We start from the raw sequence: 23485 nt of genomic DNA on the forward strand, positions 1-23485 counted from the left end.
AAGATCAACTACATACATTTCCTGGAGCGCAACCGTTTGCGCCGACTGTAAAATCCCTCGACAGCTCTGACTATGCATGCCAGTACTTCGCGTAGGTGGCCAGGACCGGCGTCTTGACAATGTCCGCGCCGGTCTTGGGGTCCTCGACCACGATCGCATATTCGTCCATGCTGGCTGTGTTCTGGCGCCATTGCCAGCCGGTGTAGCCGACGCTTGCCGCGGTCAATTTCGACAGACCGTAATCGAGGTGGAAACCGGCCGGGTCATCGCCCGTGCGCACGCCGAACTGCTGGATGAACACCGGCACGCCGCGCGTGTCGCGCATGCGGGTCAGCACGGCGAGGCGGGCGTCGATGGCGGCCAGGTTCTGGGCCTGCGTCTGCCCTGTGTGGATGAACAGGTTGCCGGTGTAGACCACGCGGTTCTTCCAGCGCGGATCGGCGATGTACGCTTCGTCCACCAGGTTGATGTTGTAGGCGTCGCGCGCGCCGACCAGGAAGGGCGTGCGCTTGTCTCCGGCCTGGTCCTCGATGGCCGTCATCAGCTCCTGGTAGAACTCGGACACGGCCTGCCGGTAGGTCTCGTCCCGGCCCTCCAGCGGCTCGGGCAGCAGCTCGTAGAAGGCGATCCGCTCATAGTCCTTGAGCAGCCCGGCCAGGTACACCCACGCCTCCTTGAAGCGCTGCCGCTGCGCGCTGTCGGTCCAGAAGTTGTGGCCGCCGGGGTAGGCGCTGCCCGGGTCGCAGTAATGCACCATGTCCGCGTTCTGCAGCCCGTTCTGGCCGCAGTTGGAGTCGAGCACCGGAATCACCCACAGCCCCGCGTCGATGCACCACTTCACCTCCTGCAGGAACTGCTTCAGGTGGTCCGGCTGGAAGTGACCGGGTGCGGCGTCGGAGCGGCTTTCCACATCGGTGCCGCCGTACAGCCCCCACCAGCGAATCAGCACCCGCACCACGTTCGCGCCCTGCCCGGCAATGGCGGCTGCATCGGTGCTGCGCATCTCGCCCCAAGTGCCTTCGTTCATTCCGCGCAGGACGATGGGCTTGCCCGCCGGGTCCAGCATGGTGGCGCCGCTGAGCGCGAGGCGAGCGACCTGTGGTGGCGGTGGCGGTGGCGGTGGCGGTGGCGGTGGCGTGACCGAGGCCCCTCCCCCGCCTCCGCCGCACGCCGCACACACAGCCCCACTCAGCAGCGACAGCACGACCGCACGGCGCTTCTTGTCCATCCTGGCCTCCGGCAAAAATATGTGAAGCCGCCAGTATTGGCATCCGAATATGAACGGGTCAATGCAAAGTGGTAACCACATGTAAGGCGACTGTGACAATCCACGTATTTCCTCGCCGATATTGCTGACATAATGGCAAGCTCTTCAATGGAGCGTTCATGAGTTCGTACATCGGCTTCAGCGGCACCGCCACCTATAGCATCGACCCTACTGCCAACACTGTTCAACTGCACGTCGATGGGCTGCACAACTGGGGCGACAATACGTCCAAGCCGCTGCGGCTCGAACTGTGGCTCACCACCCAGCCCTGGAGCCCGAGCCAGACCAACACCGGCTACGAGATCGCCGTCGGCTCCAAGTCGAGCGTCCTTGGAGCGTACGAGTACTTTTCCGACCTGAACGACACGGTCACGTTCCTGAACCATCCCCCGGCCGGGACTTACTACGTCACCCTGGTCGCTGCCGAATACTCCGGTGCCTCGCGCGCCGACAACGGCTACGTCGCCGACGATTACCTCACCTTCCCGACCATGGTCACGGTCGGCGCGGACGGCCGCGTCATCCCCGTCGACACCGGCCTGCCGCGCATCGACGTCGAGACCGAATGGGTGGAAGAAGGCGACAAGGGCGCGCAGAACATGGTGTTCACGCTCACGCTGTCGCATGCTTCCACGCTGCCGGTCTCGGTGCAGGTCGACACGGGCGATGAAACCGCAGCGGAAGGCTACGACTACCAGGGCGTGCACCAGCGCGTGACCTTCGCCCCGGGCGCCACCACCGCCACGGTCACGGTGCCGGTCAACGGCAACGAGTACTTCGAGCCCACCCGCGCCTTCGAACTCCTGCTCAGCGACCCCACCAACGCCGTGGCCGGCCACACATCCGCCAACGGCACCACCGCCCAGGCCTCGCCCACGCTGGCCGCCTGGGGTCTCATCTTCGACAACGAAAAGCCGGACGGCATCACACTGCCGGACGACCCCTACTTTTCGCTGCAGTGGTACCTGTACACCACGCGCACCGAGATCGCCTGGAACCACGCCACCGGCAAGGGCGTGAAGATCGGGATCTTCGACCAGGGCATCGACCCCACGCTGGCCGAACTGGTCGACAGCAACGACCGCGCTGCCGGCCGCACCGCCCTCACCCTGCAACAGGGCGGCGCACCGGTGCTGGAGGACGACAATCACGGGACCCACGTCGCCGGCATCATCGGCGCGGCGCGCGATGGCGAAGGCATGGTCGGCGTCGCGTATGGCGCGCGGCTCACATCGATCTACACCTCGGACACCTTCACGGACGACTATCCGAAAGAGATCGCCAACGCCTTCCGCTACGCCCTCAACGTGGATGTGCTGAACAACTCCTGGGGCTTCGGTAACCTGCTGCAGCACGACACCAACTGGGCCTTCCTCGACAACGCGGCCGACCCGCGCTTTGCGCCCGCCTTCACTGCCTTGCACGATCTGGCCGAGAAGGGCCGCGGCGGGCTGGGGACGGTGGTGGTGCAGTCGGCCGGTAACTCCTTCAGCTACGGCGACGACACCAACCTCCACAACTTCCAGAACAGCCGCTACATCATCACGGTGGGTGCCAGCGACTACTTCGGCCTCTCGTCGGAATTCAGCACAACGGGCGCTTCGATCCTGGTCTCGGCACCGGGCGGCGCGGGCTATGGCGACTACGCCAGCATCCTGACGCTGGACCGCAAGGGCGGCGCGGGCGACATCAATGGCGACTACCTGTTCGCGGACGGCACCTCGTTTGCGGCACCCATCGTCTCCGGCATCGTGGCCATGATGCTGGAGGTGAACCCGCACCTCGGCTACCGGGACGTGCAGCAGATCCTTGCCTACACGGCGCACCAGACCGACTATGGCCTGGGCGACTGGTCGTCCAACGGCGCCACCGACTGGAATGGCGGCGGCTTGCGCTATAACTCGGTGATCCAGGCCTCCGGCTTCGGCATGGTGGACGCCCTGGCCGCGGTGCGCCTGGCCGAAGCCTGGACCACGACGCCGCAGACAGTCGCCAACACGGTGGAAGCGACCGGCTCGCAGACCGTCAACAAGGCGATCCCGGACCAGGACCAGAAGGGCATCACCAGCACCATCCACATCGACAGCGCGATGACGGTGGAGCGCGCAGACGTCACCGTCAACATCACGCACCCGTTCATCGGCGACCTGGAAGTGGAACTGCTGTCGCCGGCCGGCACGGTGAGCTACCTGATGTACCGGCCCTCGCAGGGCGCCTTGAGCGCAGTCGGTTCGAGCCAGGAGAACGTGCACTTCACCTTCGACACGGTGCTGGACTGGGGCGAGAAGGCCACCGGCGACTGGACCTTGACTGTGCGCGATGTGCAGACCGGGGACTTCGGCACCTTCACCGACTGGAGCCTGGACCTGATCGGCAAGGCGCCCAGCAACAGCCACACCTTCGTCTTCACCAACGAGTACGCGGACCTGATCAAGGCTGAACCTTCGCGCGCGGTGCTGAACGACCCGCAGGGCGTGAACGACACCATTAACGCAGCCGCGCTGGGCTCGGACGACCGCATCGACCTGAGTGGTGCAACGCCGTCCGTGATCATCGACGCCAACCTGACCATCGGCGCGGGAACCGTGATCCGCAATGCCTTCGGCGGCGACGGCAACAACATCCTGATTGCAAACCCGCTCGGCGGCGCGCTGCACGGAATGGGCGGGAATGACAGCATCACCGGCGGCATCGGCCTCGACTTGCTCGATGGCGGCAAGGGCAATGACAAGATCGATGGCGGCGCAGGGACCGATACCGCGATGTTCTCGGGCGCGTGGGCGGCCTACACGCTCAAACAGGGCACCAAGGGCCTGACGGTCACGGACAACACAGGCATCGACGGGATCGACACGCTCTTCAACGTGGAACGGCTGGCGTTCTCGGACAAGACCTGGGCGCTGGACGTGGACGGCGCGGCGGGCCAGATCTACCGCCTGTACCAGGCCGTGTTCGACCGCAAGCCGGACAGCGTGGGCCTCGGCTACTGGGTCGGCGTGATCGACAAGGGCGCGACGCTGCTGGCGATTGCGGACGGCTTCGTGCACTCGAACGAGTTCGCGCAGCTGTACGGGACCAAGGGCACCAACGCCGAGATCCTCACCCACTTCTACCAGAACGTGCTGCACCGGGCGCCGGACAAGAGCGGCTACGACTACTGGCTCGATGTGCTGGACCGCGGCGCCTCGGTGGCCGCGGTGCTGGCCAGCTTCAGCGAGAGTCCGGAGAACAAGGCGGGGGTTGCGGAAGTGATCGGGCAGGGCTTCGAGTACACGCCGTATCTCGGTTAAGCCGCAGGGGCCACCTTACGAAGTGCCTGGCCGTCATCGCTCACCCGATGCCGGACAGCCTGTCCCGGAGCCTTGCGCTGCATGCCGTCGCCACGTTAACGATCAGCGCCTGCGCGCTGGAGGTAACGTGCAGCGTTAGCGCTGACCGAGGATATCGCTGAGCGACTCGCGGCCCTTCTCGGTGAGGGTGAATTGGCCACCCTCGGCTTCCGCGATGTGCGATTTGCGGAGCAGGAAGTGAGCCACATCGGGTTCGATGGCCGCAGGTCCCGTCTCCAGCGCCTGCAGGGCCGTGATACAGCGGCGCAGGAACAACGCTTCCACGCCCTTGTCGGTCAGCCGCAGCTTATTGTCGCGCTCCGCCTTCACCAACTTCAAACCCGTGAGCCGCTTGGCGTTGCGGCCGATGCAGGCATTCACGCCAGTGCCCTTGGCGCCGCGCCGGATGTGCTCCAGCGCGTCGTATTCGTCGCCAGTGAGTCGTTCGTCTTTCATTCCCGTCCTTCTTATTTTCCGATGCAGAAGCGGCCAAACCGCGGAAGAACCGCTCCAGCTCTCGATCTTGTTCGTGGCGCCGGCCAGCATGGACCCAAACTTGGACCCATTTTCTGCGTGCTGGCGCTGGAAGCGCAGGGATAGCAGTGGACGGATCAGCGCTAAAAGGCTCAGTTTAACAGCGCAGGTGTCGCGCGCCCTCGGCAGACACTGCGAGACACTGCCGGTTCATGCACGCGTTGGCCTCGCTCAATGAGGGCTGCATGGGTTAGATTGATATGATGGAATGGTTGAACTTGATCCGAGGCGATGGGTGGACCCGAACGTCATCAAAGTTCCTGTGAGAACTGTACCCCTGTCCTGGCGCCAGCGCCTGGGCCCGGGCCTCATCACGGGCGCTGCGGACAACGACCCCAGCGGCATTGCAACCTACTCACAAGCGGGCGCGCAGTTCGGCTTCGGCATGCTGTGGACACTGCTCTTCACCTACCCGCTCATGGCCGGCATTCAGATCGTCAGCGCCCGTATCGGCCGCGTCACGGGCGAAGGGCTGGCGAGCAATATTCGGCAGAACTATCCCGCGCCGCTGTTGTGCGGCATTGTGGGGCTACTGCTGTTCGCGAACATCATCAACATCGCGGCCGACGTCGCGGCAATGGGTGATGCTCTACGCATGGTGGTGGGCGGCCCATCGCATCTCTACGCGATTGGCTTCGGCTTGGCGTCGGTCTTGCTGCAGGTGTTCATCCCGTACTCTCGCTACGTACGCGTGTTGAAATGGTTGACCCTTGCCCTGCTGGCTTATGTCGGCACGGTATTCATCGTGCGAGTGCCGTGGGAAACCGTGCTGGCAGCTGCCGTGACGGTTCCGCCTTGGCCTTGGAAGGGCGATTACATCACAACCGTCGTGGCCGTGTTCGGTACCACCATCAGTCCTTACCTGTTCTTCTGGCAGGCATCTCAGGAGGTCGAAGAGATGCGCGCGGATCCGGAAGCACATCCGCTGCGCCATGCCCACTCTGAAGTGCGCCGCGGCTTCCTGCGCACAGGTCGATACTATTGTTGGCATGGGATTTTCCAATCTGGTGGCCTTCTTCATCATGCTGACCACCGCCATGACACTTCATGCACATGGGATTCACGACATCCAGTCATCAGCCCAGGCCGCGCAAGCGCTACGGCCAATCGCTGGCGATTTCGCATTCCTTTTGTTCAGCCTAGGGATCATCGGTACGGGTCTGCTGGCCATTCCCGTACTGGCAGGCTCTGCGGCGTATGCGATAGCCGGGACATTCGGATGGAGCAGCAGTCTGGAAGAAGCTCCTCGGACAGCACCCCGCTTCTACTCAATCATCGTGATCGCAACCCTGTTAGGTGTCGCGCTGGTATTCGCACCGTTCGATCCGATTCAGGCCCTGTATTGGAGCGCGGTAGTGAATGGCGTGATTTCGGTGCCGATCATGGCGGTGATGATGTTGATGGCTGCACGCGAGGATATCATGGGCCATCTGGTGATTCGACGCCGACTCAAGATCCTCGGCTGGCTCTGTACTGTTGTCATGGCGACGGCAGTCGCGGCGATGTTTGCGAACGGGGCGCAGCGCTGACAGCGCTAGCAGAACGGTAGCGTTGTCCGCAAACCACTCCTGGCCGAACTAGGCCCGTCCCGCTGAATTTGTCCAGCGACAAGGGCGCGGGTGCGCTACTCTGGAAGATCGGGACCGGACGCCATGAACCACGATTGCATGAGCTGTCGCAGAACACGGTATGTGCAGGCTGCTTACGTCGAAGCGGCCATGCACATCAATAAGGTCATGGACTCGGACCGGGCCTACTGGCTGCTGATCCGCGAGCAGGTTCCGCAGGCCGTCATCGAGCGCGTGCTTCGGGGTGCACCGGGGCAGGTCAGGAAGAAAGACCGCCGCCATGCGACGCGCCAGGCCACCATCCAGGAGCCCGCCCCGATGGCGGGCTATGCCGAGCGCCGCAGCGATCACCTGACGGCGCAGCGGGTAGAGGTCGGGCTCGTGTTCGAATCCATGCTCGGTGAGGATTCCGCCAGAGAATATTTTCTGAGCTCGGGCGTCCCGGTGTGGGTCGCGCAGCGCGTTCTGGCGACCCGGCGAAAACGGCCGTCGCCAGCCCTGGTGCTGGAATAGCCTTGGCTGGGTGACCGCGCCGCAAGCCAGCCTTGCACGCGCCCTGCGCACACATCGGACGCTCGTGTGCATTTTTCGACTATATCTTCGCGCGCGCTTGCAATACGGGTGCGACACCGCAAAGCGGGAGTATGCTGGCCCATCGAACTTCGGATTCGGAGGCGGCCATGAAGATGCTAGTCGTTGTTGACGCACACGGACACATCATCGCGGCAGCCCACGCCGCCCAGGACATCGAAGGGCCCCCTCGGCGCAGCCGCGCGCTGGATCCTCCACCCATCTGTGGGCTGGGCACGCTGCCCGGCCAGCGTCTGGAGTTGGTCGAACTGCCGGAACACCTGCGTGCGCTCGATGCCGAACATCGGCTGCGCGCCATGCTTGACCATCGGCTCCAGGCCGGGTCCACCACGCTTGACTACACCCCGCGCGCGGCCCTGTAGGGGCCAGCGACGCCTCTCAGGAGGTTCATCATGTCTTTCAATAACATTCAACCCGCGGAAGGCCCCTTCATCATCGGTGCAGGACCGGTCCGGCTCGCCATGTGGTACCCGAACGGTGAGGATCATGGCGCGCAATGGATCATGGCCAACCCCATCGGCCCAGGTGCCCTGGAAGTCTCGCACTTCACCAAGGAGCGGCGGGTGCGGCCCCAGAACGGAGTCGAGATCGTGTATTCGGTCACTGTGACCAACGTCGGCGAGGACACCCTGTTCAATATCCAGGGCGGCGGCAACGTGTAGTCCGACACCCTCGAATCGCAATTCCGGAAAGAGGCACTCATGTTTCAGGACCATCAGGCGCGGCTGGCGTTGGCCGACTATCTGGCCGCACTTCAGACCGAGCTGGAGCGCGCTGGCGGACAGAGCGGCCCGCGCGAGCTGCCGTTCGGCGTCGACTGCGCAACGCTCGAAGTCGATATCTTTTTCACCCTGCCCCGGAACGGCCAGGCGCGCTCGGGCAGCGACGCGCAATTCTGGGTGGCCGGGACAGCCGACGGCGACAGCGGAGGCAGCGGGGCGGCGCGCACGACGCAGAAACTGATCGTGCGCCTGTCGCCGCGGCCCAAGGAGGAGGCCACAGCACCGGGGAATGAGGCCGCCCTCTCCGCCCTGCCGCGGAGCCGCCAGTCAGGCTGACCTACCTGGAAGTACATGGCCGGCGCAAGCGCAGCTCGCAAGATGCCCAGCAGATGGCACCCGTCGGACCAAGCCGTGATTTCGGGTTCACGGTGCGGGACTGGTGCTTCAGTTACCGCAGTTCTATTCAAAGACCGTATCGGAAAGCTAGGTGTCATCCAAAAAAAGGGCCCAGCCTCCGCAATTTCTCCATGATTGACAGCCATGCTCGGACTGTGACTGATCACCTGGAGTGAACGATGCGCGCTCTTCTACTGCTGATGCTGCTGGGCTTGGCGATGCCGAGTGACGCGGCAGCGGACACCTGGCTCTTGCGAGTGAACCGCTGGGGCACCTGGTCTGCCATGACCCTCAAGACGGATCGCCTCGGTCCCCAATGGACAGGGACCCTGGACGGCGACTCGGTGCAAGGTCGCGTCGTGCAGGGCGCGATCGAGTTCGAGGCGGTAGACCGCCAAGGCCGATCCTATCGCTACGCGGGCCAGGTGGACGGCGCGGCGATGGCCGGCACCGCGGACTTCCCGGACCCGAATCACGACGCGGTGCGCGTCACCCATCGCTTCACCGCGCGCCGGCTGCCCGAACGCAGGTCCGCCGCGCCACAGCAGCACGTCTATCACCCGGTCGACTACGCCAATGAGTTCAGCGCCCAGCGCGAGCCCGTGCTCACGATCTGGCCGGGCGACACCGTGCGCACCACGACGCTGGACTCTGGCGGAGTGGATGCGCAGGGCGTCACCCGGGCGCTGTATGGGAATCCCCAGACCGGTCCGTTCTTCATCATGGGCGCGGAGGCGGGCGACACGCTGGCGGTGCATCTGCGACGCGTGCGCTTGAACCGGGACTGGGCAGGTAGTCTCGATACGCTGGTGCCGCGGGCGCAGTCCACCTCCATTGCCGGCCACGCAGCACCGTTGGGAAAACCGGTGCGATGGCGCCTCGATCTGGCCCATGGCCTGGCATGGCCGGCGGATGCGGGTACCAAGCTGGCGCGCCTGGTCGTGCCAGTTCGTCCCATGCTGGGCGGGCTGGCCGTGGCACCAGGGGATGGCCCCGGCATTTTCACGGGTGACGCCGGGACATTCGGCGGCAACATGGATTTCAATGAAGTGGTGGAGGGCGCGACGGTGTACCTGCCGGTGCAGCAGCCCGGCGGCCTGCTCTACCTGGGTGATGGCCATGCCCTGCAGGGTGATGGCGAAACGACGCAATTCGCGCTGGAGACGTCGCTGGATGTGGAATTCACGGTGGATCTCATCAAGCACCAGGCCATCCGCATGCCGCGCGTGGAAACGGCAACGCACCTGATGACTCTCGGGCAGGCGGGCTCACTCGACGACGCACTGAAGATCGCCACCGCGGGCATGATTCAATGGTTGCAGCAGGCCTATGGACTGGGTTTGCAGGAGGCGGCGGTCGTCCTCGGCAGCAGCGTTGAGTACCGGGTCGTGACCCTGGCGGGGCGCAGTGCGGGCTTGGCCGCGAAGCTGGAGAAAGGGCGGCTCGACCTGATGCGCGCTACACGGTAACGACATAAAAAAACCCACTGCGTCCAGTGGGCCAAGTGCTGCGGGGAGCGCTTCGGATGGCACTGCGGAACCGCTACCGTTTCGTGCGTGACCGGTCCAACGAGCCTCTTCTGACGCTGCGGAAGTTTTACCGGGCGCGGCGCTTGAGGGCCAACCCGATCACCGCCAACCCGCCCAGAAGCATCGCGTATTCCCCGGGTTCGGGAACGGCTGCGATATTTTCCGACAGCAGACTGCCGACCTTTTGATCGTTGTCGCCGACGAAGAAGTTCACTTTCAGGTGCGGATCGGTCAGATCCAGGCCGGTGCCAGTGAAGGTGTAGGTGAAGATCATGTCATCGGTCAGTGCGACGTGCGTCCCTGAGGCACATGCATTCATGCCCACATGGGACCCGCCCATGCAACCGTTGGCGTCGAGTTCCAGCGGACTGATAGCCCAGGAGGAGGCCGCGCCAGGTCCTGTCATGCTGACGCTGTCGAAAGTTCCGACGTCCTTGACCTGAAGCGCCCCGATCGTGGTCGCCAGGGCCCAGTCTCCGTTCCTGGCCGCGGCGTCGATCTCCACCGTCAGGACGTTGCCCACATATGAGGTCGTGAATGTCACCCCCTGAAACGTTTCGGATGCCTGCGCTCCGCCGATGCCCAGACCCGCGACCATCAGTGCTGCCGCCATGCTGTTTAGCTTTTTCATCATATTCTCCTACCGGTTTATCGGATAGTGCGCAGCGACTCTAACAGGTAGCAAAATCCAAACGTTCTCAGAGACACAACTAACCGACCGTTTGGGCACTTTGTCGGCATTGTATTTTTGCATCGCCCGACAGCAGTTCTCCCTGACGGTCTGCAGAACGAGAGGCAGCGGGGGAGATGCTGCAGTTATGGTCCAATCAGCGCGATTTTCGGAAGCGAAAATCTACTTGGACCAGAACTTGGATCACCTTGAGTGCAACTGGCGGCGTACAAGCTGAACCGTCGTAGAACAACCCACTCTCAATTTTCCATAGTGAGCTTGCCTAGAGAACGGGCATTTTGACCCGTTCTGAAGCGCATTGCGGCTACGTTGTCGTTCGTAGCACTCACGATCCTATGCGTTCTGATCCGGTGGTGCCTCCAATACTTGCGTGGTCTATACTCACCCTCCTCAACAAGGCCGTTGATGAGGGAGATCGGAAAGGCAAACTCATGCGATCGGTCCGATGCAGATATCGCGTGAGAGTCTGCTTTCGGCGCATATCGGACATCCGAGGTTGAGCATGCCGTTAACTTCCCCTTACGCGAGATGTTGAAAGAAATTCGTAATGTTCAGCAGCGTCCTGGCGAGCCAAGCCGGCGTTGGTTCCACGACTCCGCTCAAGATCTTTATGTGTGGACCGAGAGCGATGGCAAAATCGTTGCATTCGAATTTTGCTACGCAGACGGTAAGGATGAGCAAGCGGTCACGTGGAAACAAGTGCATGGGCTTGCATACTTCAGCATCGATCAAGGAGAGTCATCAGTAATGGCAAACAGGACCCCGCTGCTCAATGACAGGAACGGCGAGTCCAGAGCAGGTCAGAAGTCGGTTTCTTGCGGTCTCTGAACGCCTTCCAGATGAAATAATCCAAATTGTGTTGGAACAGCTTGACCGATCCTAAGGCCGAGACCGGCCGCAAGCGAACGCAAGATCGACCCAATCTCACTCTCAACTACGGCGTATAAGCACACCGTGATCCGAGTCGACTTTTTCTGATGCTGGAAGCTGAGTTTTGTGGCCTTGGTCTCAATTGAACTTTGCCCGAAGCCGTGTCGGCCTAGCTGATGCGAAACAGCTCAGGTTTCCCGAGCGCGCAAACGTGACCACTGAAGGGTCGAACTGCTGTCGATGAGAGCCTAACTATCTGCTACGCTTGCTGAGCAGCCGCTACCGTCCAGAAGCGGTCATCCACGTATCTTGTTGCGAGCACTTTGATGAAATTGATCAGCCGTCTCCTTAGCTCCTTATTTTTCGTTTTCGGAGCCGCAACCGCCCAGGAGCTTGATTACAGTCGTGCGATCCACTTGGACGCTGAGGCGCTCGCTGAGCAGGGAATGGTCGAGGGTTATTCAAGGCTTCTGCCGGAGCTAAAGACTTATGTGGCCGCTCCGCTCTTTTTGAATGAGAAAGTGGATGCAGAACGAGGCGTCTACAGTGTCTTAGCAGGTGGCATCGTCCAACAAATTTTCCCGTCCCCACTTGGGGGCAATGCGTATGAAAGCTGGGGCGTCGCGACCGCAGCGTTGTTTGGATTCGTTAACCGCCAGCTGCTAACCGCACCGGTAAAGCTCTACGCAGTCAACAGCGGAAACGACCTGATAGGGATTTTTCTAACTCGGCGACAAGCGGAGGCTGCACGTAAGACGCTTAAACGCCGATCCGACTGGCCATATCTCCCTGCAATGCAGGCTCCTTGGTTCGGCCAGTATCATTAGTTGGGGGCCGCATCGGGTCGACAGCGGCCGCTCGGAACAGTCTGCTTAGGTCATGAGCCGTGAACTCAGCGGGTACCCCACGGCGACTCCGCCGCGAGTCCCAACGTACTTAGCCTGGAGCCGGAGCGCTCCTTGTTGCGCCCACACCGCAGCCAAGTGCTACCGGTGGCGACCCAATTCCGACCACTTGCGACTCCAACATGCTTGGAATAGAAGGGCGACGGATGTGTGAGGGAAGAGGAACGCGGTGGCGTACGGAGGGTGTAAGTCGGGCGCAGCGGTGGTGTACGTGAGGTGTCACCGGCGTGTAGAGATGGTGTAAGTGTGGTGTACCGATGTTGTAAGCGTGGTGTCCAGGTGGTGTACGCGTGGTGCAAGGTTGGTGTAAGCGTGGTGTCGGAATGGTGTTAGCGTGGTGTCGGAAAGGTGTTAGAGTGGTGAACGGATGGTGTAAGCGTGGTGTCGGAATGATGCTAGCGCGGTGAACGGATGGTGCAAGTGTGGTGCAAGGCGGATGCACAGTGCCGGTAAAGGCGGAGGAGACGGGTGTAAAGAGGGCAGGATAGGCCGACGAGCGGCACTTTACTTCAGGTTCGTTACTCGACCGCAGACCACAGTGAATGCGCCACGCAACAGGTGATGAATTTATGGCCAACGGGTCTAGCCAATGTCAACTCATGCTTCCGAGAACTTTCGCCAGCAGTGGCAACACTTTGCTCTAGTGAACAAAAGAGTATTCGACGGCTCGGCAAGCGCTGGAACTTCAGGAGCGGCAGTTGGAAATTACTCATCACATATCCCTCTCGGCCGGTACAAACGAGATCGCTGCATTTCGAGCGGTGGGCATCGACATTCGACCTGGTTTCGTCACGGTTCGAGTGTCAGAGGACGATCCTCGTTGGGCGGCCGTCCAGAAATTGGTGAACCGCTTTCAGGCCGTCGACGTACCGAAAACCACTTTCTCACAGGGGGAGATTGAACGCGCAGCGAACCTGGGCCTACTGCCGGGGTGGCATGATGGTTATCCACAGCCAGCGGACGACGGAGGTTATATGCGCGAGACGTACGAGCTTACTGACTACTGTGCGACCTGCGGCGTGGGGAAACGTCAAAAGGCGCCGTTCGCAATTAGCAAAGCCCCAACCTGGGGAAAGCGGGGCATCCTCCAGCTGAACTGGATCTTCGATGAATACTTCACTCCGCCTGAGGTCTGGGCACACGTATTCAAGCCGTTCGAAATTGAGCACCGGGAGGTTGTGTCGTATAAGACCGGTCAAGTACTCCCGTCAGTCGTTCAACTAGTGATATCGGAAATCACATCCGTCGATTGGAACGGGAGTCGCACCAGTTGCCCAGCTTGCAAAAGGACCAAATTCGATCCGGTAGCGCGCGGATACCACCCGTCACCGCTGACACCAAGGTTCGCCATTGCCAAGTCGATAGAAGAATTCGGCAGTGGCGCAAGCGCTCACCGTTTAGTTTTGATCTCTCGTGCATTGGGGCACGCGATCCGGAAATTTCAGATCCGAGGCGTCGAAATGGCGCCCTGCCCTGGCCTAAGCCCGACCGTCTGAGGACCTGTCGCTGGTGGGCTCTGCTTCGGCAGCCATCACTCAGAGCATGAGCACTTGAAGTGTCCGATGTCGATCTGCCACCTTCGGGTACGGTGGACTCGATCTCAATCGAACCAGAACGTCGTCGGCCAAATAACATATAGGCGATAGAGATTCATAACCCGCCCTCGATCCGAGATATAAGAACTGAGGCCGCTTTGGAGAGTTCCATCGATCCAAGGTTAGCTATACGCTGCCTCCACCACTATTCCTTCCGAAGAAGTCCGGCGCCGTCCTCAAGACGGCGTTTTTTCTTTGATCTCCCTCTGGGGGATGTCCTCAAAAAGTCCTCATCCTTTCAGCTTCAGCCTGGTGCCTTGCGGGTGAAAAGAGGGTACGTCCTCGATTTCACTGCTCAGGTCACTCGGCTGGTAGGGGTACATCGACGGGGGTACGCGAGCTAGCGGCCCTGGGTCGTTGACCTAACTGATCGCTGTCGCTGGCCTGGCTTGCAGCTAATCACAACAACGCCGTACACTGCGTTACTTGGCTAGTCTGGTATCGGCCCCTAGCGGACCTCGGCGAATACCTCCTGCATTATTTCTTCATGCGCGATTACTTTACTGCCCTTTGCTGCCTAGTTGGCCTCTCACAGCCCGGACATGCATCTGAGCCGCTGGTCGGCAAGACGGTCATGCAAGCGACCCAGCTCCTCGGAGTTGATTTGGCCAACGGGACGATTCTTGATGACCCGCCTGCGGTACCACGGGGGATAGCCTTTCGCACGAAACAAGGTGACGACGTCCAGGTATTCATCCGGCGGGGCCAGGTTCCGCTAACGTTCCAGGGTGGAGACAACCTCGTGTTGTACAAGGACCTGAAGGTAATCGGTTTTAGAAAAGTCGAGCACGGCATTATCTACTGTGAGGGAGAGGTGTTATGGCAGTTCAAATGCGGGGCCACAAATTCGGGGCGCTAGCTTTTGAGTGCGCGCCCCCTTATGGTACGAAGTGCCAACACAGCCTTACGCTGCCTCATCCATCATTCGATCACCTCCCGCCCCCTGGCGGAGGCGAAATTGACCAAGCACAGCCTGAGATTACTTTAATCGGCACATGACGTTTGATTCCCTTCCCCTCCACGACGCGGTACTGTCAGCCATCAACATCACTTGGGGAGCTGCGCGATGTGAAGTCCGCCTGAAGCCGGGTGGGTTGCCACCGCATCTTTTGGTGTTTGAAGACTTCACGGACATACAACTTCCGCGACAGGAAAGCTGGGGGGCGGTCCTCGTCGGTCAACGCAATCAGCGAGGATCAAACAGGATTTGTGTTTGAACTTCAATCCGGAGACACCATCAAGGTTGAAGCTGCAGGCTGGGCTTTTCATGCCGAGAGCGCGTAACTCGTCAGTATGTCGAACCTCTCCATTCTCAAGCGTCTAGAAGAATCATTAGCCGATTACGGTAACGGAACCGTATCTCGGCCGGTGTTTGTGGACTTCCTCGGCAATAGCATCCGTGCTCTGGAAGGTGTGCCGTTGAGCGTCATCCATAAACTTCGTGAACATGAACATGCGATCGAAACGGAAGGATATTTTGAAGAGGAAGGCTTCGAGTCGAAGCGACCAGATGCGCAAAGTAGCCTGTTCACTTGGATTAAGGAGCTCAAGCTCGACTACGGCTCTTAAGTCGCGCCGATGTCAAATTAGATGAAGATAGCGCTCCGCGCGTACCCCAGGGTTTATCCTGAAACAGGAAGGATTTGGATTTAACCGGATACGGGGGTACTGCTGGGGGGTACGGCAAACATAGGTCGACTCTGAAATTGAGCGGTTTTCTCTTTGGCGTGAGCTCATCGGTTCGATAGCCGCAGCCGGAATTATTAACTTCAACCCCGAAAGTTGGGGCGCTCCTGAGCTAGCAAACATTGTTCCCCACGTCCGTCAGCGGAAGCATCCGCGATCGATATACCAACACTTGGGAATCGCACCCATTCTCAACCGTGTGATTGATACAAATGCAACGGAGCACGCATACCAACAGTACGGCTGTGGAAGAACCCCAGTTCTTTAGAGGAAGCGCTGCTTGCGGTCCAGCCAGACACCGCCTTGACAGAAGGTACGGCGGGAGCGGCTGCCATACGCTTGCCTGTCACCGCAGAGCCACCGCCGCCGCAGCCAGGCAACGCCCGCCGCACGGCGCTGGGCGCCTGTGCTACCGTTGCTGCAACATAAACCTTTGACGGCGGCGTGCCCTCCATGGCAGAACAACCTCCAGCCACAGCGGCCACCCTGACGCCGCGCACCCTGGCCCTGGCCATCAGCGGCTTCTGGTGTGCCTTCCTCGCGCTGTACACCGTGCGCACCGCGCTGCTCGGGTACGAGCACCAAGTGTTCTGGCTCTTTCGCCGGCTCGCCGCGGCGTTGATTGGCGGGCTCCTCTCGCTGCTGCTGGCGGTGGTCATCCGCAAGCTGCAGGGCCGGCCGGCGCGCACCCGCATCGCCACCGCGCTCGCCTTGTGCCTGCCCTGCGGTGCGCTTTTCGCCACCGCCGGCTGGGTCCTGTTCGACAATATCGCGCCCTTGCCGGGGGAGGACTGCAACAACGGGCTGGCCTGCACGCCTTTCGCGGTCCTCGAGTACATCAGCGAACTAACGATCAGCTGGACCTTCGTGTTCGCCGCCTGGACCCTGCTCCTGTTTGCCCTCGACAGCGCAGCCCGCGTGCGTGCCGCCGAACGCGCGGCCGCCGATGCGCGCGAAGCCGCCCGGCTTGCCGAGCTTCGTGCCCTGCGCTACCAGGTCAATCCCCACTTTCTCTTCAACGTCCTCAATTCACTGCTGGGCCTCGTGTCTGCGCAGCGCCTCGCCGAAGCCGAGCAGCTGATTGGAGAACTGGGCCGCTACCTGCGCCACAACCTGACTATGGACGCGACCCAGCGCATCACCTTGGCCGACGAGGTCGAGCGCCAGCTCGGCTACCTGCGGATCGAGGCGCACCGCTTTCCGGACCGCATGTCCGTGCAGGTCGATATCGCGCCCGATGCGGCGCGCGTGCCGGTGCCGGCGCTGCTTCTGCAGCCGCTGGTGGAGAACGCCATCAAACACGGGCTGGCGCGCAGTACAGGCCTGGTGGAGATCCGCCTGCGCGCATTCGTGCGCGGAGGCGAACTAGCCCTCGTAGTGGAAGACAATGCGCGCCCCGAGCAGCAAGCAGGGAGCGAAGGATTCGGCATCGGCCTCGCCAACGTCGCCCAGCGCCTAAATGCCGAATTTGGGTCCGCCGGGAGGCTGCAGGCCGGCGTGTGCACAGACGGCGGCTTCCGCGTCGAACTCTCCCTGCCGGTGGTCGCATGATGCGCTGCCTGATCGTCGACGATGAGCCGCTGGCGATCCAGGTCCTGCGCAGCCTTGCGGAGCGCACGGGCGGACTGGAGATCGTCGGCACCGCGCAGCACGCGCGGGCAGCCATGCACGCCATCGCTACGCTAAGGCCGGAGCTTGTGCTGCTGGACATCGGCATGCCCGGCGCCTCTGGCATCGACGTCGCCCGCGAACTGCGCGCGCACGAGCAGCCGCCGCTCGTCGTCTTTGTGACGGCTTACGACCACTTTGCCGCACAAGCCTTTGACCTGGACGTCACCGACTATGTGCTCAAGCCTGTGCAGCAGGACCGATTCGCACGCGCCCTCGGCCGCGCGGCCGAGCGTCATGCGCAGCGCACGGACCAGGCAGTGTTGTGGCTCCCCTACGCAGGCACCATGCAACGGGTACCGCTGACGGACGTGCTACAGCTCGACGCGGAACGCGACTACGTGCGCGTGGTCACGGCGGACCGCACCTACCTGATGCGGGGCACGCTCACCGACCTCGAACAGCGACTTCCTCCAGGCAACTTCCTGCGCGTGCACCGCTCCACCATCCTCCGTACGGACCGCATCAGCGGCTTGCGCCACGTCGGCGCTGGGACTTGGGACATCTTGGACTCGGAGGGAGAGCCTGTGCGCATTGGCCGCAGCTACCTCGACCAGGTGCGCGCGCATCTCGGCCTGCCGGGCTGACGCCCGTCGTCGCACAGCAGCAGCGCCCATCGCGCAGCGCTAGGTCGGAGGGCCCATGCTGGCCTACCTTGGCAGCGGACCAACACCGCCGCCACGCATGAACCTTCGCTTTCTACTTCTTCTCGCTCTCGCCGCCGCCACCCCGGCCTTCGCTGAAGGCCAGTGCGAACGTCGTCAGCCCCAGGCCGCGGAAGCCCGCGCGCTGCCCTCGGGTGGCTTGCAATTCGATGGCCGCTTGGACGAAGGGGCATGGCGCACCACTCCCGCCCTGACCAGCTTTTACGAATACTTTCCCGGCGAGTGCTCGGCACCGACCGAAGACACGGAAGCTCGCTTCCTCTACGACGAACGCTATCTCTACATCGGCTTTACCGCCCACCTGCACGACCGTGAGCAATTGCGCACGCCTTTCGTCCGACGCGACAAGGTGGGCAGCAGCCACGATTACATCCAGGCCTACATCGACCCGTCGGGCACCGGCCGCAGCTCATACATCTTCCGTGTGAACGCGCGTGGCACCCGTACCGACGGCATTACTGACGAAACCCGCCAGACCGAATCCATGGACCCGGATTACGAGTGGGAAGCGCGCACCGCCATCGGCCCGGATGGATGGACCGCGGAGCTGCGCATCCCGCTTGCGACCCTGCGCGTCCCACGCGGTGGCGCGCAAACCTGGCGTGTGATCGTCACCCGCGGCGTGCCGCGCGGGCAGAACACGCAAATGGCTACGGCGCCGTTTCCGCACGATGCGAGCTGCTTCCTCTGCCTTGCCAGTCCTTTGCACTTCGACGCGCTGCCCGGCCGGTCCGAGACCGTATTCGTCACCCCGTCCCTCCTCGGCGTGCATGCCCAAGGCGGCGCCACGCACCTGCGCCCGAGCCTCGATGCGAAATGGCTCGTCGCACCGGGCAGCGTAATCGACCTGACCTTGCATCCGGACTTCGCACAGGTGGAATCGGACACGCCGGTCCTTACCGCCAACCAGCGCTTCAGCATCAATCTGCCGGAGAAGCGGCCCTTTTTCCGCGAGGGTGCGGAGCTGCTCACCGGCTCGATGCCTCTCATCTACACGCGCACCATCGTGGAACCTTCGGCCGGTTTGCGCATCACGCACCGTGACGAGCACCTGAACGCGACGGCTTTCCTGGCGCGGGACACGGGGCGGGGGGTGATCGTCGCTCCCAGCTTTCTGTCATCCGAGGACGTCTACCCGGACTTCGACAGCATGGTCGGTTTCGCCCGCGTGGTCAAAGCCTTCGGCAATGCGCAGGCAGGCGCACTGGCCTCCATCAAGCGCAATGCGGACGGTAGCCGCAACGTGGTCGCAAGCATCGACGGTGCCTGGAATTCACCGACCGATCGCGTGATAGCGCAAGCCGCGCTCTCGGACACGCGCAATCCCCGGCGGCCAGACCTTCTACCTGAGTGGCGCGGCCAATCCCTACAAGGGCACGCTGCCCTGATCGAATGGGATCACAGCGGCCCGTGGGTCAGCGAATTGCGCGCCACTTCGTACGCCCCCGGCTTCCGTGCTTGGCTCGGGGACGTCCCCCGCGTCGGCTTCCGCTCCGTGCATGCGCTGCTGCAGCGGCCCTGGTATGTGGCCAACGCATGGATCAATTCCGTCACGCCATACGTGGGGCTCGATGAACTCCACGGCGTGGATCACGTGGGCCGTGAACGTGATCCCCTCCTCGGCCTCAATTTGGCTGGGCCGCGTAACTTCTCCGCCGATCTTAAGCACCATCCATCGACGACGGTACTGAACCTGCTCGGTCAGGAGCGCGCGTTTTCGTATAACGAATGGTCGGCGTCGTTCAACCCAGCGCCGTGGATGCCGCTTGTGAAAGTGGCAGGCCTGAGCGGCGAGCAGGTGGACTTTGACATCGGCGATGTCATGCCCGCACACCAGTCGGACCTGCTGCTGCGCGCCCACCCCCTGGACCGCTTCGAGCTGGAGCTGCATCGCACGCAGTACCGCCTGGCCGGCGGCCGCCGGCTCGACGAGCGCATCGACGAGTGCATCGCGAGCTGGTACTTCGGCGCCGCGGTGTACCTTGTCGCCGACATGCAGCGCCACCAGAGCCAGCGTCCACCGCAGCCGGGTGCAGTGACGACGAATCTAAGCGTGCAGCTGACGGCGGAACTCTCGTCGCGCAGCCAGCTGTACGCCGGCGTACGCGACGGGCGGGTGGAGCGTGCATATGGACGCAAGGAGGCACGCGAGGCCTACATCAAGTACAGCCGCACGCTTGCCTGGTAGGCGCTGCGCTGCTCAGAAGACGTGCAAAAATTGCGCACGTGAGGGGCGTAGCTAAGCGGACCAGTCCGCTGTGTCCAAGTAAATCGGTTTTGTGAAGCTTGGACTCAAACTTGGACCCATTTGGATCGTGCTGGCGGCGTACAAGCTGAACCGTTGTGAAACAACGAGCTCCCGATTTTCATAGGGAGCTCGCTTAAAAAACGGGCATTTTGACCCGTTCTGAAACGCAATGAAACGACGACTTATTTGCCGATGCAGAAGCGGCTGAAGATCACCCCCAGCAGGTCGTCCGGCGTGAACTCGCCGGTGATGCTGGAGAGCTGGGTCTGGGCCAGCCGCAGCTCTTCCGCGAACAGGTCTAGCGACTGGTCGTTCTGCGCGGCGTGCTGGCCGGCCACGTCCAGGTGCTTGCGCGCGTTGCGCAGGGCGATCAGGTGGCGCTCGCGCGCGAGGTAGAGCGATTCGCCCGTCTGCTGCCAGCCCGCGATCCGCAGCAGCTCCTGGCGCAGCAGGTCGATACCGATCTTTTCGTGCGCGGACAGGTAGATGTGCGTCGCATCGGCCGCCGGGTCGACCGCGGGCTTGTGGCCGGACAGATCGATCTTGTTCCACACACGGATGACCGGTACGCCGTCCGGGAAGGCTGCCACGATGGCGTCGTCGGCGCGGGTCGGGCCCTGGTCGGCATCCAGCAGATGCAGGATCACGTCGGCCTTGCCCACCTCACCCCAGGTCCGCTCGATGCCGATGCGCTCGACCACGTCCACTTCATCGGTCAGCGCGCGGATGCCCGCGGTGTCGATGATGTTGAGGGGGATGCCCTCGATCTGGATGGTTTCGGTGACCTTGTCGCGCGTGGTACCCGCGATCGGTGTGACGATGGCGACGTCGTTCCCTGCCAGGGCGTTCAGTAGCGAGGACTTGCCGACATTCGGCTGGCCCACCAGCACCACGTTCAAGCCCTCACGCAGCAGCGCGCCCTGCGAGGCCTGGGCGAACACACGCTCCAGCTGCTCGACGATGCCGCTCAGCTGCCCGCGCGCGTTGGATTTTTCGAGGAAGTCGATTTCCTCTTCCGGGAAGTCGAGCGTGGCCTCGACCAGCATGCGCAGGTTGATGACCTGCTCCACCAGATCGTGAATCGTACGAGAGAACGCGCCGGACAAGGACTGCGAGGCCGACTTCGCGGCAGCTTCGGTGGAGGCGTCGATCAGGTCCGCCACGGCCTCGGCCTGGGCCAGATCAAGCTTGTCGTTGAGGTAGGCGCGGCGGGTGAATTCGCCCGGTTCGGCGAGGCGCAGGCCGAGCTCCGCGCCGGCCTCCAGCACGCGCGTGAGCAGCATCTGCAGCACCACCGGGCCGCCGTGGCCCTGCAGTTCCAGCACGTCTTCGCCAGTGTAGGAATGCGGAGCCTTGAACCACAGCGCCAGGCCCTCGTCGATGACGGTGCCGTCGGCCTGCGTGAACGGGACGTAGTGGGCGTGGCGGGCTTTCAACTCCTGGCCGGGGAACAGCACGGCGGCCAGCGCGGCCAGCGACTTGCCGGAGGCGCGCACGACGCCGATGCCGCCACGGCCAGGGGCGGTGGCGATGGCGGCGATGGGAGAGGTATCGATCATGGAGATGATTCTAAAGAAAAGCCCGTGGCTCGGCACGGGCTTGAGGCTGCGGGACCGGGGTCAGGCGGGGGCGCCTAGCTCCCCTTTGGTGAACCGGGGCCAGACCCCTACAGTAAGGGGCGGGCCACTACGCTGCGGTTACTTCGCGGCGCCGGTATCGAACTTCTTGGTGATCACCCACTGCTGCGCAATCGACAGCAGGTTGTTCACCACCCAGTACAGCACCAGGCCGGCCGGGAAGAAGAAGAACATGAAGCCGAAGATGATCGGCATGGCCATCATCATCTTGGCCTGCACCGGGTCGGCTGGCTGCGGGTTCAGGCGGGTGCTGACGAACATCGAGATGATGTACAGGACCGGCAGGATGAAGTACGGGTCCGAGATCGTCAGGTCCGGAATCCAGCCCCACGACGCGCCGCGCATTTCGACCGACGCCTGCAGCACATAGTACAGCGCGATGAACACCGGCATCTGCACCAGCAGCGGCAGGCAGCCACCCAGCGGGTTGATCTTCTCGGACTTGTACAGCTCCATGGTGGCCTGGTTCATCTTGGCCGGATCGTCCTTGTAGCGCTCACGGATGGCCTGCAGCTTCGGCGTCACCAGTTTCACCCTGGCCATCGAGCGGAAGCCGGCGGCGGACAGCGGGAAGAACAGGAGCTTGAGCAGCACGGTGAAGGCGACGATGGTCCAGCCCCAGTTGCCGATCACGCGGTGCATCTGGTCGATCACCCAGAAGATCGGCTTGGACAGCACGGCGAACTTGCCATAGTCCTTGACCAGTTCCAGGCCCGGCGCGATGGTTTCCAGGTGCTTCTCGTCCTGCGGGCCGGAATACAGCTTGGCCACGTTCGACACCGCGGTCCCCGGCTGCACGGTGCCCAGCGGGATGCGGGTGCCGATGCGGTACAGGTTCGTCTCGCCCGGCACCGGCTCGGCGTAGTTCTCGCGCGCGGCCTTCTGCGGCGGCACGAAGGCCGAGACGAAGAAGTGCTGCGACATGGCGATCCAGCCGTCCGTGGCCTTCTTCGCGTATTCGGCCTTGCCCTTCGCCAGTTCGTCGAAGGTCAGCTTCTGGTAGTGCTCCTGCGAGGTGTACAGGGTCGGGCCGGTGTAGGTGCTGTTGAAGTACGAATCGCCCTCCGGCTTGTTGCCGTCGTGGGTGATCTGCAGGTACAGGGCCGGCTGCACCGGCGCGGTGCCGGTGTTGGCCACGTCGTGGCGCAGGTCGATGGTGTAGTCGCCCTTCTTGAAGACGTAGGTCTTGGTCAGGCGCACGCCGCCCGATTCCGCGTCCAGCACCAGTGTGGTGTTGCCGTTGGCGTCCGGCGCGCCGGTGCCCGGGCGGACCGTGAAGCCAGTGGTGTGGTTCGGCATGGTGCCCATTGGGTCATTGCCCACCAGACCGGTCTGGCCCAGATAGATGTGCTTGGCCACGTTGTCGAACAGGACCTGATTCTTGGCCTGGTCGATCTTGTCGCGGTACTTGAGCAGTTCCAGGCGCTCGATCACGCCGCCCTGGGTGTTGATGGTGGCCTTGACCACGTCCGTGGTGACGGTGATGCGCTGGGCCTGGAAGGCCGGCGCGGCCGTGGCGCCCGGAACGGCGGCGGCATTTTGCGCGGTGGCCGGGGCATTCGGCAGCGCGGCGGCGCCGGGCTG

17 protein-coding genes and 1 pseudogene are annotated in these 23485 nt (G+C 62.6%); 13 read left to right on the plus strand and 5 right to left on the minus strand.

The window, feature by feature from the left end; genetic code table 11:
* Positions 1-70: 70 nt before the first annotated feature.
* On the minus strand, positions 71-1066 hold the full coding sequence (locus tag E4L96_RS10470) for a glycoside hydrolase family 5 protein (RefSeq protein ID WP_167758655.1): 996 nt from the start codon (positions 1064-1066) through the stop codon (positions 71-73).
* 320 nt (positions 1067-1386) lie between these two features.
* Here E4L96_RS10470 and E4L96_RS10475 point away from each other — a divergent pair, with 320 nt between their 5' ends.
* On the plus strand, positions 1387-4557 hold the full coding sequence (locus E4L96_RS10475; protein WP_135207163.1) for a S8 family serine peptidase: 3171 nt from the start codon (positions 1387-1389) through the stop codon (positions 4555-4557).
* A gap of 135 nt (positions 4558-4692) precedes the next feature.
* Here E4L96_RS10475 and E4L96_RS10480 read toward each other — a convergent pair whose 3' ends face one another.
* On the minus strand, positions 4693-5052 hold the full coding sequence (locus E4L96_RS10480; RefSeq protein ID WP_135207164.1) for a hypothetical protein: 360 nt from the start codon (positions 5050-5052) through the stop codon (positions 4693-4695).
* Between the two features lie 286 nt (positions 5053-5338).
* On the opposite strand from E4L96_RS10480, the pseudogene E4L96_RS24710 reads away from it, so the two are divergent.
* From E4L96_RS24710 to E4L96_RS10510, 7 genes and pseudogenes are all read left to right on the plus strand, one after another.
* Positions 5339-5986: pseudogene (locus tag E4L96_RS24710) on the plus strand (NRAMP family divalent metal transporter); the annotation flags it as partial.
* Positions 5987-6062: 76 nt separating this feature from the next.
* Entirely contained in the window at positions 6063-6659 is a 597-nt protein-coding gene (locus tag E4L96_RS24715) for an NRAMP family divalent metal transporter (RefSeq protein WP_370660741.1), read from the plus strand.
* A gap of 189 nt (positions 6660-6848) precedes the next feature.
* Complete coding sequence (locus E4L96_RS10490; RefSeq protein WP_135207165.1) at positions 6849-7211, plus strand: hypothetical protein; 363 nt, start codon at positions 6849-6851, stop codon at positions 7209-7211.
* 167 nt (positions 7212-7378) lie between these two features.
* A complete protein-coding gene (locus tag E4L96_RS10495) occupies positions 7379-7651 on the plus strand; it encodes a hypothetical protein (RefSeq protein ID WP_135207166.1) in 273 nt (90 codons plus the stop codon).
* A 30-nt stretch (positions 7652-7681) separates the two neighbouring features.
* Complete coding sequence (locus tag E4L96_RS10500; RefSeq protein WP_135207167.1) at positions 7682-7951, plus strand: hypothetical protein; 270 nt, start codon at positions 7682-7684, stop codon at positions 7949-7951.
* A gap of 39 nt (positions 7952-7990) precedes the next feature.
* A complete protein-coding gene (locus tag E4L96_RS10505) occupies positions 7991-8347 on the plus strand; it encodes a trypco2 family protein (RefSeq protein WP_135207168.1) in 357 nt (118 codons plus the stop codon).
* Positions 8348-8586: 239 nt separating this feature from the next.
* The gene (locus E4L96_RS10510; protein WP_135207169.1) at positions 8587-9876 is read left to right on the plus strand and encodes an acetamidase/formamidase family protein; all 1290 of its coding nucleotides are present in this window, start codon (positions 8587-8589) and stop codon (positions 9874-9876) included.
* Between the two features lie 127 nt (positions 9877-10003).
* On the opposite strand, the gene E4L96_RS10515 is transcribed toward E4L96_RS10510, so the two are convergent.
* Positions 10004-10567 carry a PEP-CTERM sorting domain-containing protein gene (locus E4L96_RS10515; RefSeq protein WP_167758656.1) on the minus strand — a complete coding sequence of 188 codons (564 nt, stop codon included), beginning with the start codon at positions 10565-10567 and terminating at the stop codon, positions 10004-10006.
* Between the two features lie 1256 nt (positions 10568-11823).
* Here E4L96_RS10515 and E4L96_RS10520 point away from each other — a divergent pair.
* The 5 genes from E4L96_RS10520 (at position 11824) to E4L96_RS10540 (ending at position 20204) form a co-directional block, all read left to right on the plus strand.
* A complete protein-coding gene (locus E4L96_RS10520; protein ID WP_135207171.1) occupies positions 11824-12324 on the plus strand; it encodes a hypothetical protein in 501 nt (166 codons plus the stop codon).
* 2966 nt (positions 12325-15290) lie between these two features.
* Positions 15291-15566, plus strand: a complete 276-nt coding sequence (locus tag E4L96_RS10525) for a hypothetical protein (protein WP_135207172.1) — start codon at positions 15291-15293, stop codon at positions 15564-15566.
* A gap of 570 nt (positions 15567-16136) precedes the next feature.
* Positions 16137-17234 (plus strand): sensor histidine kinase, encoded by a 1098-nt coding sequence (locus tag E4L96_RS10530; protein WP_135207173.1) that lies wholly within the window; start codon positions 16137-16139, stop codon positions 17232-17234.
* Positions 17231-17938 (plus strand): LytR/AlgR family response regulator transcription factor, encoded by a 708-nt coding sequence (locus tag E4L96_RS10535; protein ID WP_135207174.1) that lies wholly within the window; start codon positions 17231-17233, stop codon positions 17936-17938. Before E4L96_RS10530 ends, E4L96_RS10535 begins: the two co-directional genes overlap by 4 nt.
* A gap of 55 nt (positions 17939-17993) precedes the next feature.
* Positions 17994-20204, plus strand: a complete 2211-nt coding sequence (locus E4L96_RS10540; RefSeq protein WP_135207175.1) for a carbohydrate binding family 9 domain-containing protein — start codon at positions 17994-17996, stop codon at positions 20202-20204.
* Between the two features lie 242 nt (positions 20205-20446).
* Here the strand turns inward: E4L96_RS10540 and mnmE are convergent, their stop codons facing one another.
* Positions 20447-21823, minus strand: a complete 1377-nt coding sequence (gene mnmE, locus E4L96_RS10545) for a tRNA uridine-5-carboxymethylaminomethyl(34) synthesis GTPase MnmE (protein WP_135207176.1) — start codon at positions 21821-21823, stop codon at positions 20447-20449.
* A 138-nt stretch (positions 21824-21961) separates the two neighbouring features.
* Positions 21962-23485: membrane protein insertase YidC (gene yidC / locus E4L96_RS10550; protein ID WP_135207177.1), on the minus strand; the 1524-nt coding region annotated here is incomplete at its 5' end.

Source organism: Zemynaea arenosa (genome assembly GCF_004614185.1).
GTDB lineage: Bacteria > Pseudomonadota > Gammaproteobacteria > Burkholderiales > Burkholderiaceae_D > Telluria > Telluria arenosa.

What these genes read in the sequence shown, in the direction of transcription:
- E4L96_RS10520 (WP_135207171.1), top strand. Translation starts at nt 11,824, where the DNA reads ATGAAATTGATCAGCCGTCTCCTTAGCTCCTTATTTTTCGTTTTCGGA.
- E4L96_RS10500 (WP_135207167.1), top strand. Translation starts at nt 7,682, where the DNA reads ATGTCTTTCAATAACATTCAACCCGCGGAAGGCCCCTTCATCATCGGT.
- E4L96_RS24715 (WP_370660741.1), top strand. Translation starts at nt 6,063, where the DNA reads ATGCCCACTCTGAAGTGCGCCGCGGCTTCCTGCGCACAGGTCGATACT.
- E4L96_RS10510 (WP_135207169.1), top strand. Translation starts at nt 8,587, where the DNA reads ATGCGCGCTCTTCTACTGCTGATGCTGCTGGGCTTGGCGATGCCGAGT.
- E4L96_RS10540 (WP_135207175.1), top strand. Translation starts at nt 17,994, where the DNA reads ATGCTGGCCTACCTTGGCAGCGGACCAACACCGCCGCCACGCATGAAC.
- mnmE (WP_135207176.1), bottom strand. Translation starts at nt 21,823, where the DNA reads ATGATCGATACCTCTCCCATCGCCGCCATCGCCACCGCCCCTGGCCGT.
- E4L96_RS10530 (WP_135207173.1), top strand. Translation starts at nt 16,137, where the DNA reads ATGGCAGAACAACCTCCAGCCACAGCGGCCACCCTGACGCCGCGCACC.
- E4L96_RS10475 (WP_135207163.1), top strand. Translation starts at nt 1,387, where the DNA reads ATGAGTTCGTACATCGGCTTCAGCGGCACCGCCACCTATAGCATCGAC.
- E4L96_RS10495 (WP_135207166.1), top strand. Translation starts at nt 7,379, where the DNA reads ATGAAGATGCTAGTCGTTGTTGACGCACACGGACACATCATCGCGGCA.
- E4L96_RS10490 (WP_135207165.1), top strand. Translation starts at nt 6,849, where the DNA reads ATGCACATCAATAAGGTCATGGACTCGGACCGGGCCTACTGGCTGCTG.
- E4L96_RS10480 (WP_135207164.1), bottom strand. Translation starts at nt 5,052, where the DNA reads ATGAAAGACGAACGACTCACTGGCGACGAATACGACGCGCTGGAGCAC.
- E4L96_RS10535 (WP_135207174.1), top strand. Translation starts at nt 17,231, where the DNA reads ATGATGCGCTGCCTGATCGTCGACGATGAGCCGCTGGCGATCCAGGTC.
- E4L96_RS10505 (WP_135207168.1), top strand. Translation starts at nt 7,991, where the DNA reads ATGTTTCAGGACCATCAGGCGCGGCTGGCGTTGGCCGACTATCTGGCC.
- E4L96_RS10470 (WP_167758655.1), bottom strand. Translation starts at nt 1,066, where the DNA reads ATGCTGGACCCGGCGGGCAAGCCCATCGTCCTGCGCGGAATGAACGAA.
- E4L96_RS10525 (WP_135207172.1), top strand. Translation starts at nt 15,291, where the DNA reads ATGTCGAACCTCTCCATTCTCAAGCGTCTAGAAGAATCATTAGCCGAT.
- E4L96_RS10515 (WP_167758656.1), bottom strand. Translation starts at nt 10,567, where the DNA reads ATGAAAAAGCTAAACAGCATGGCGGCAGCACTGATGGTCGCGGGTCTG.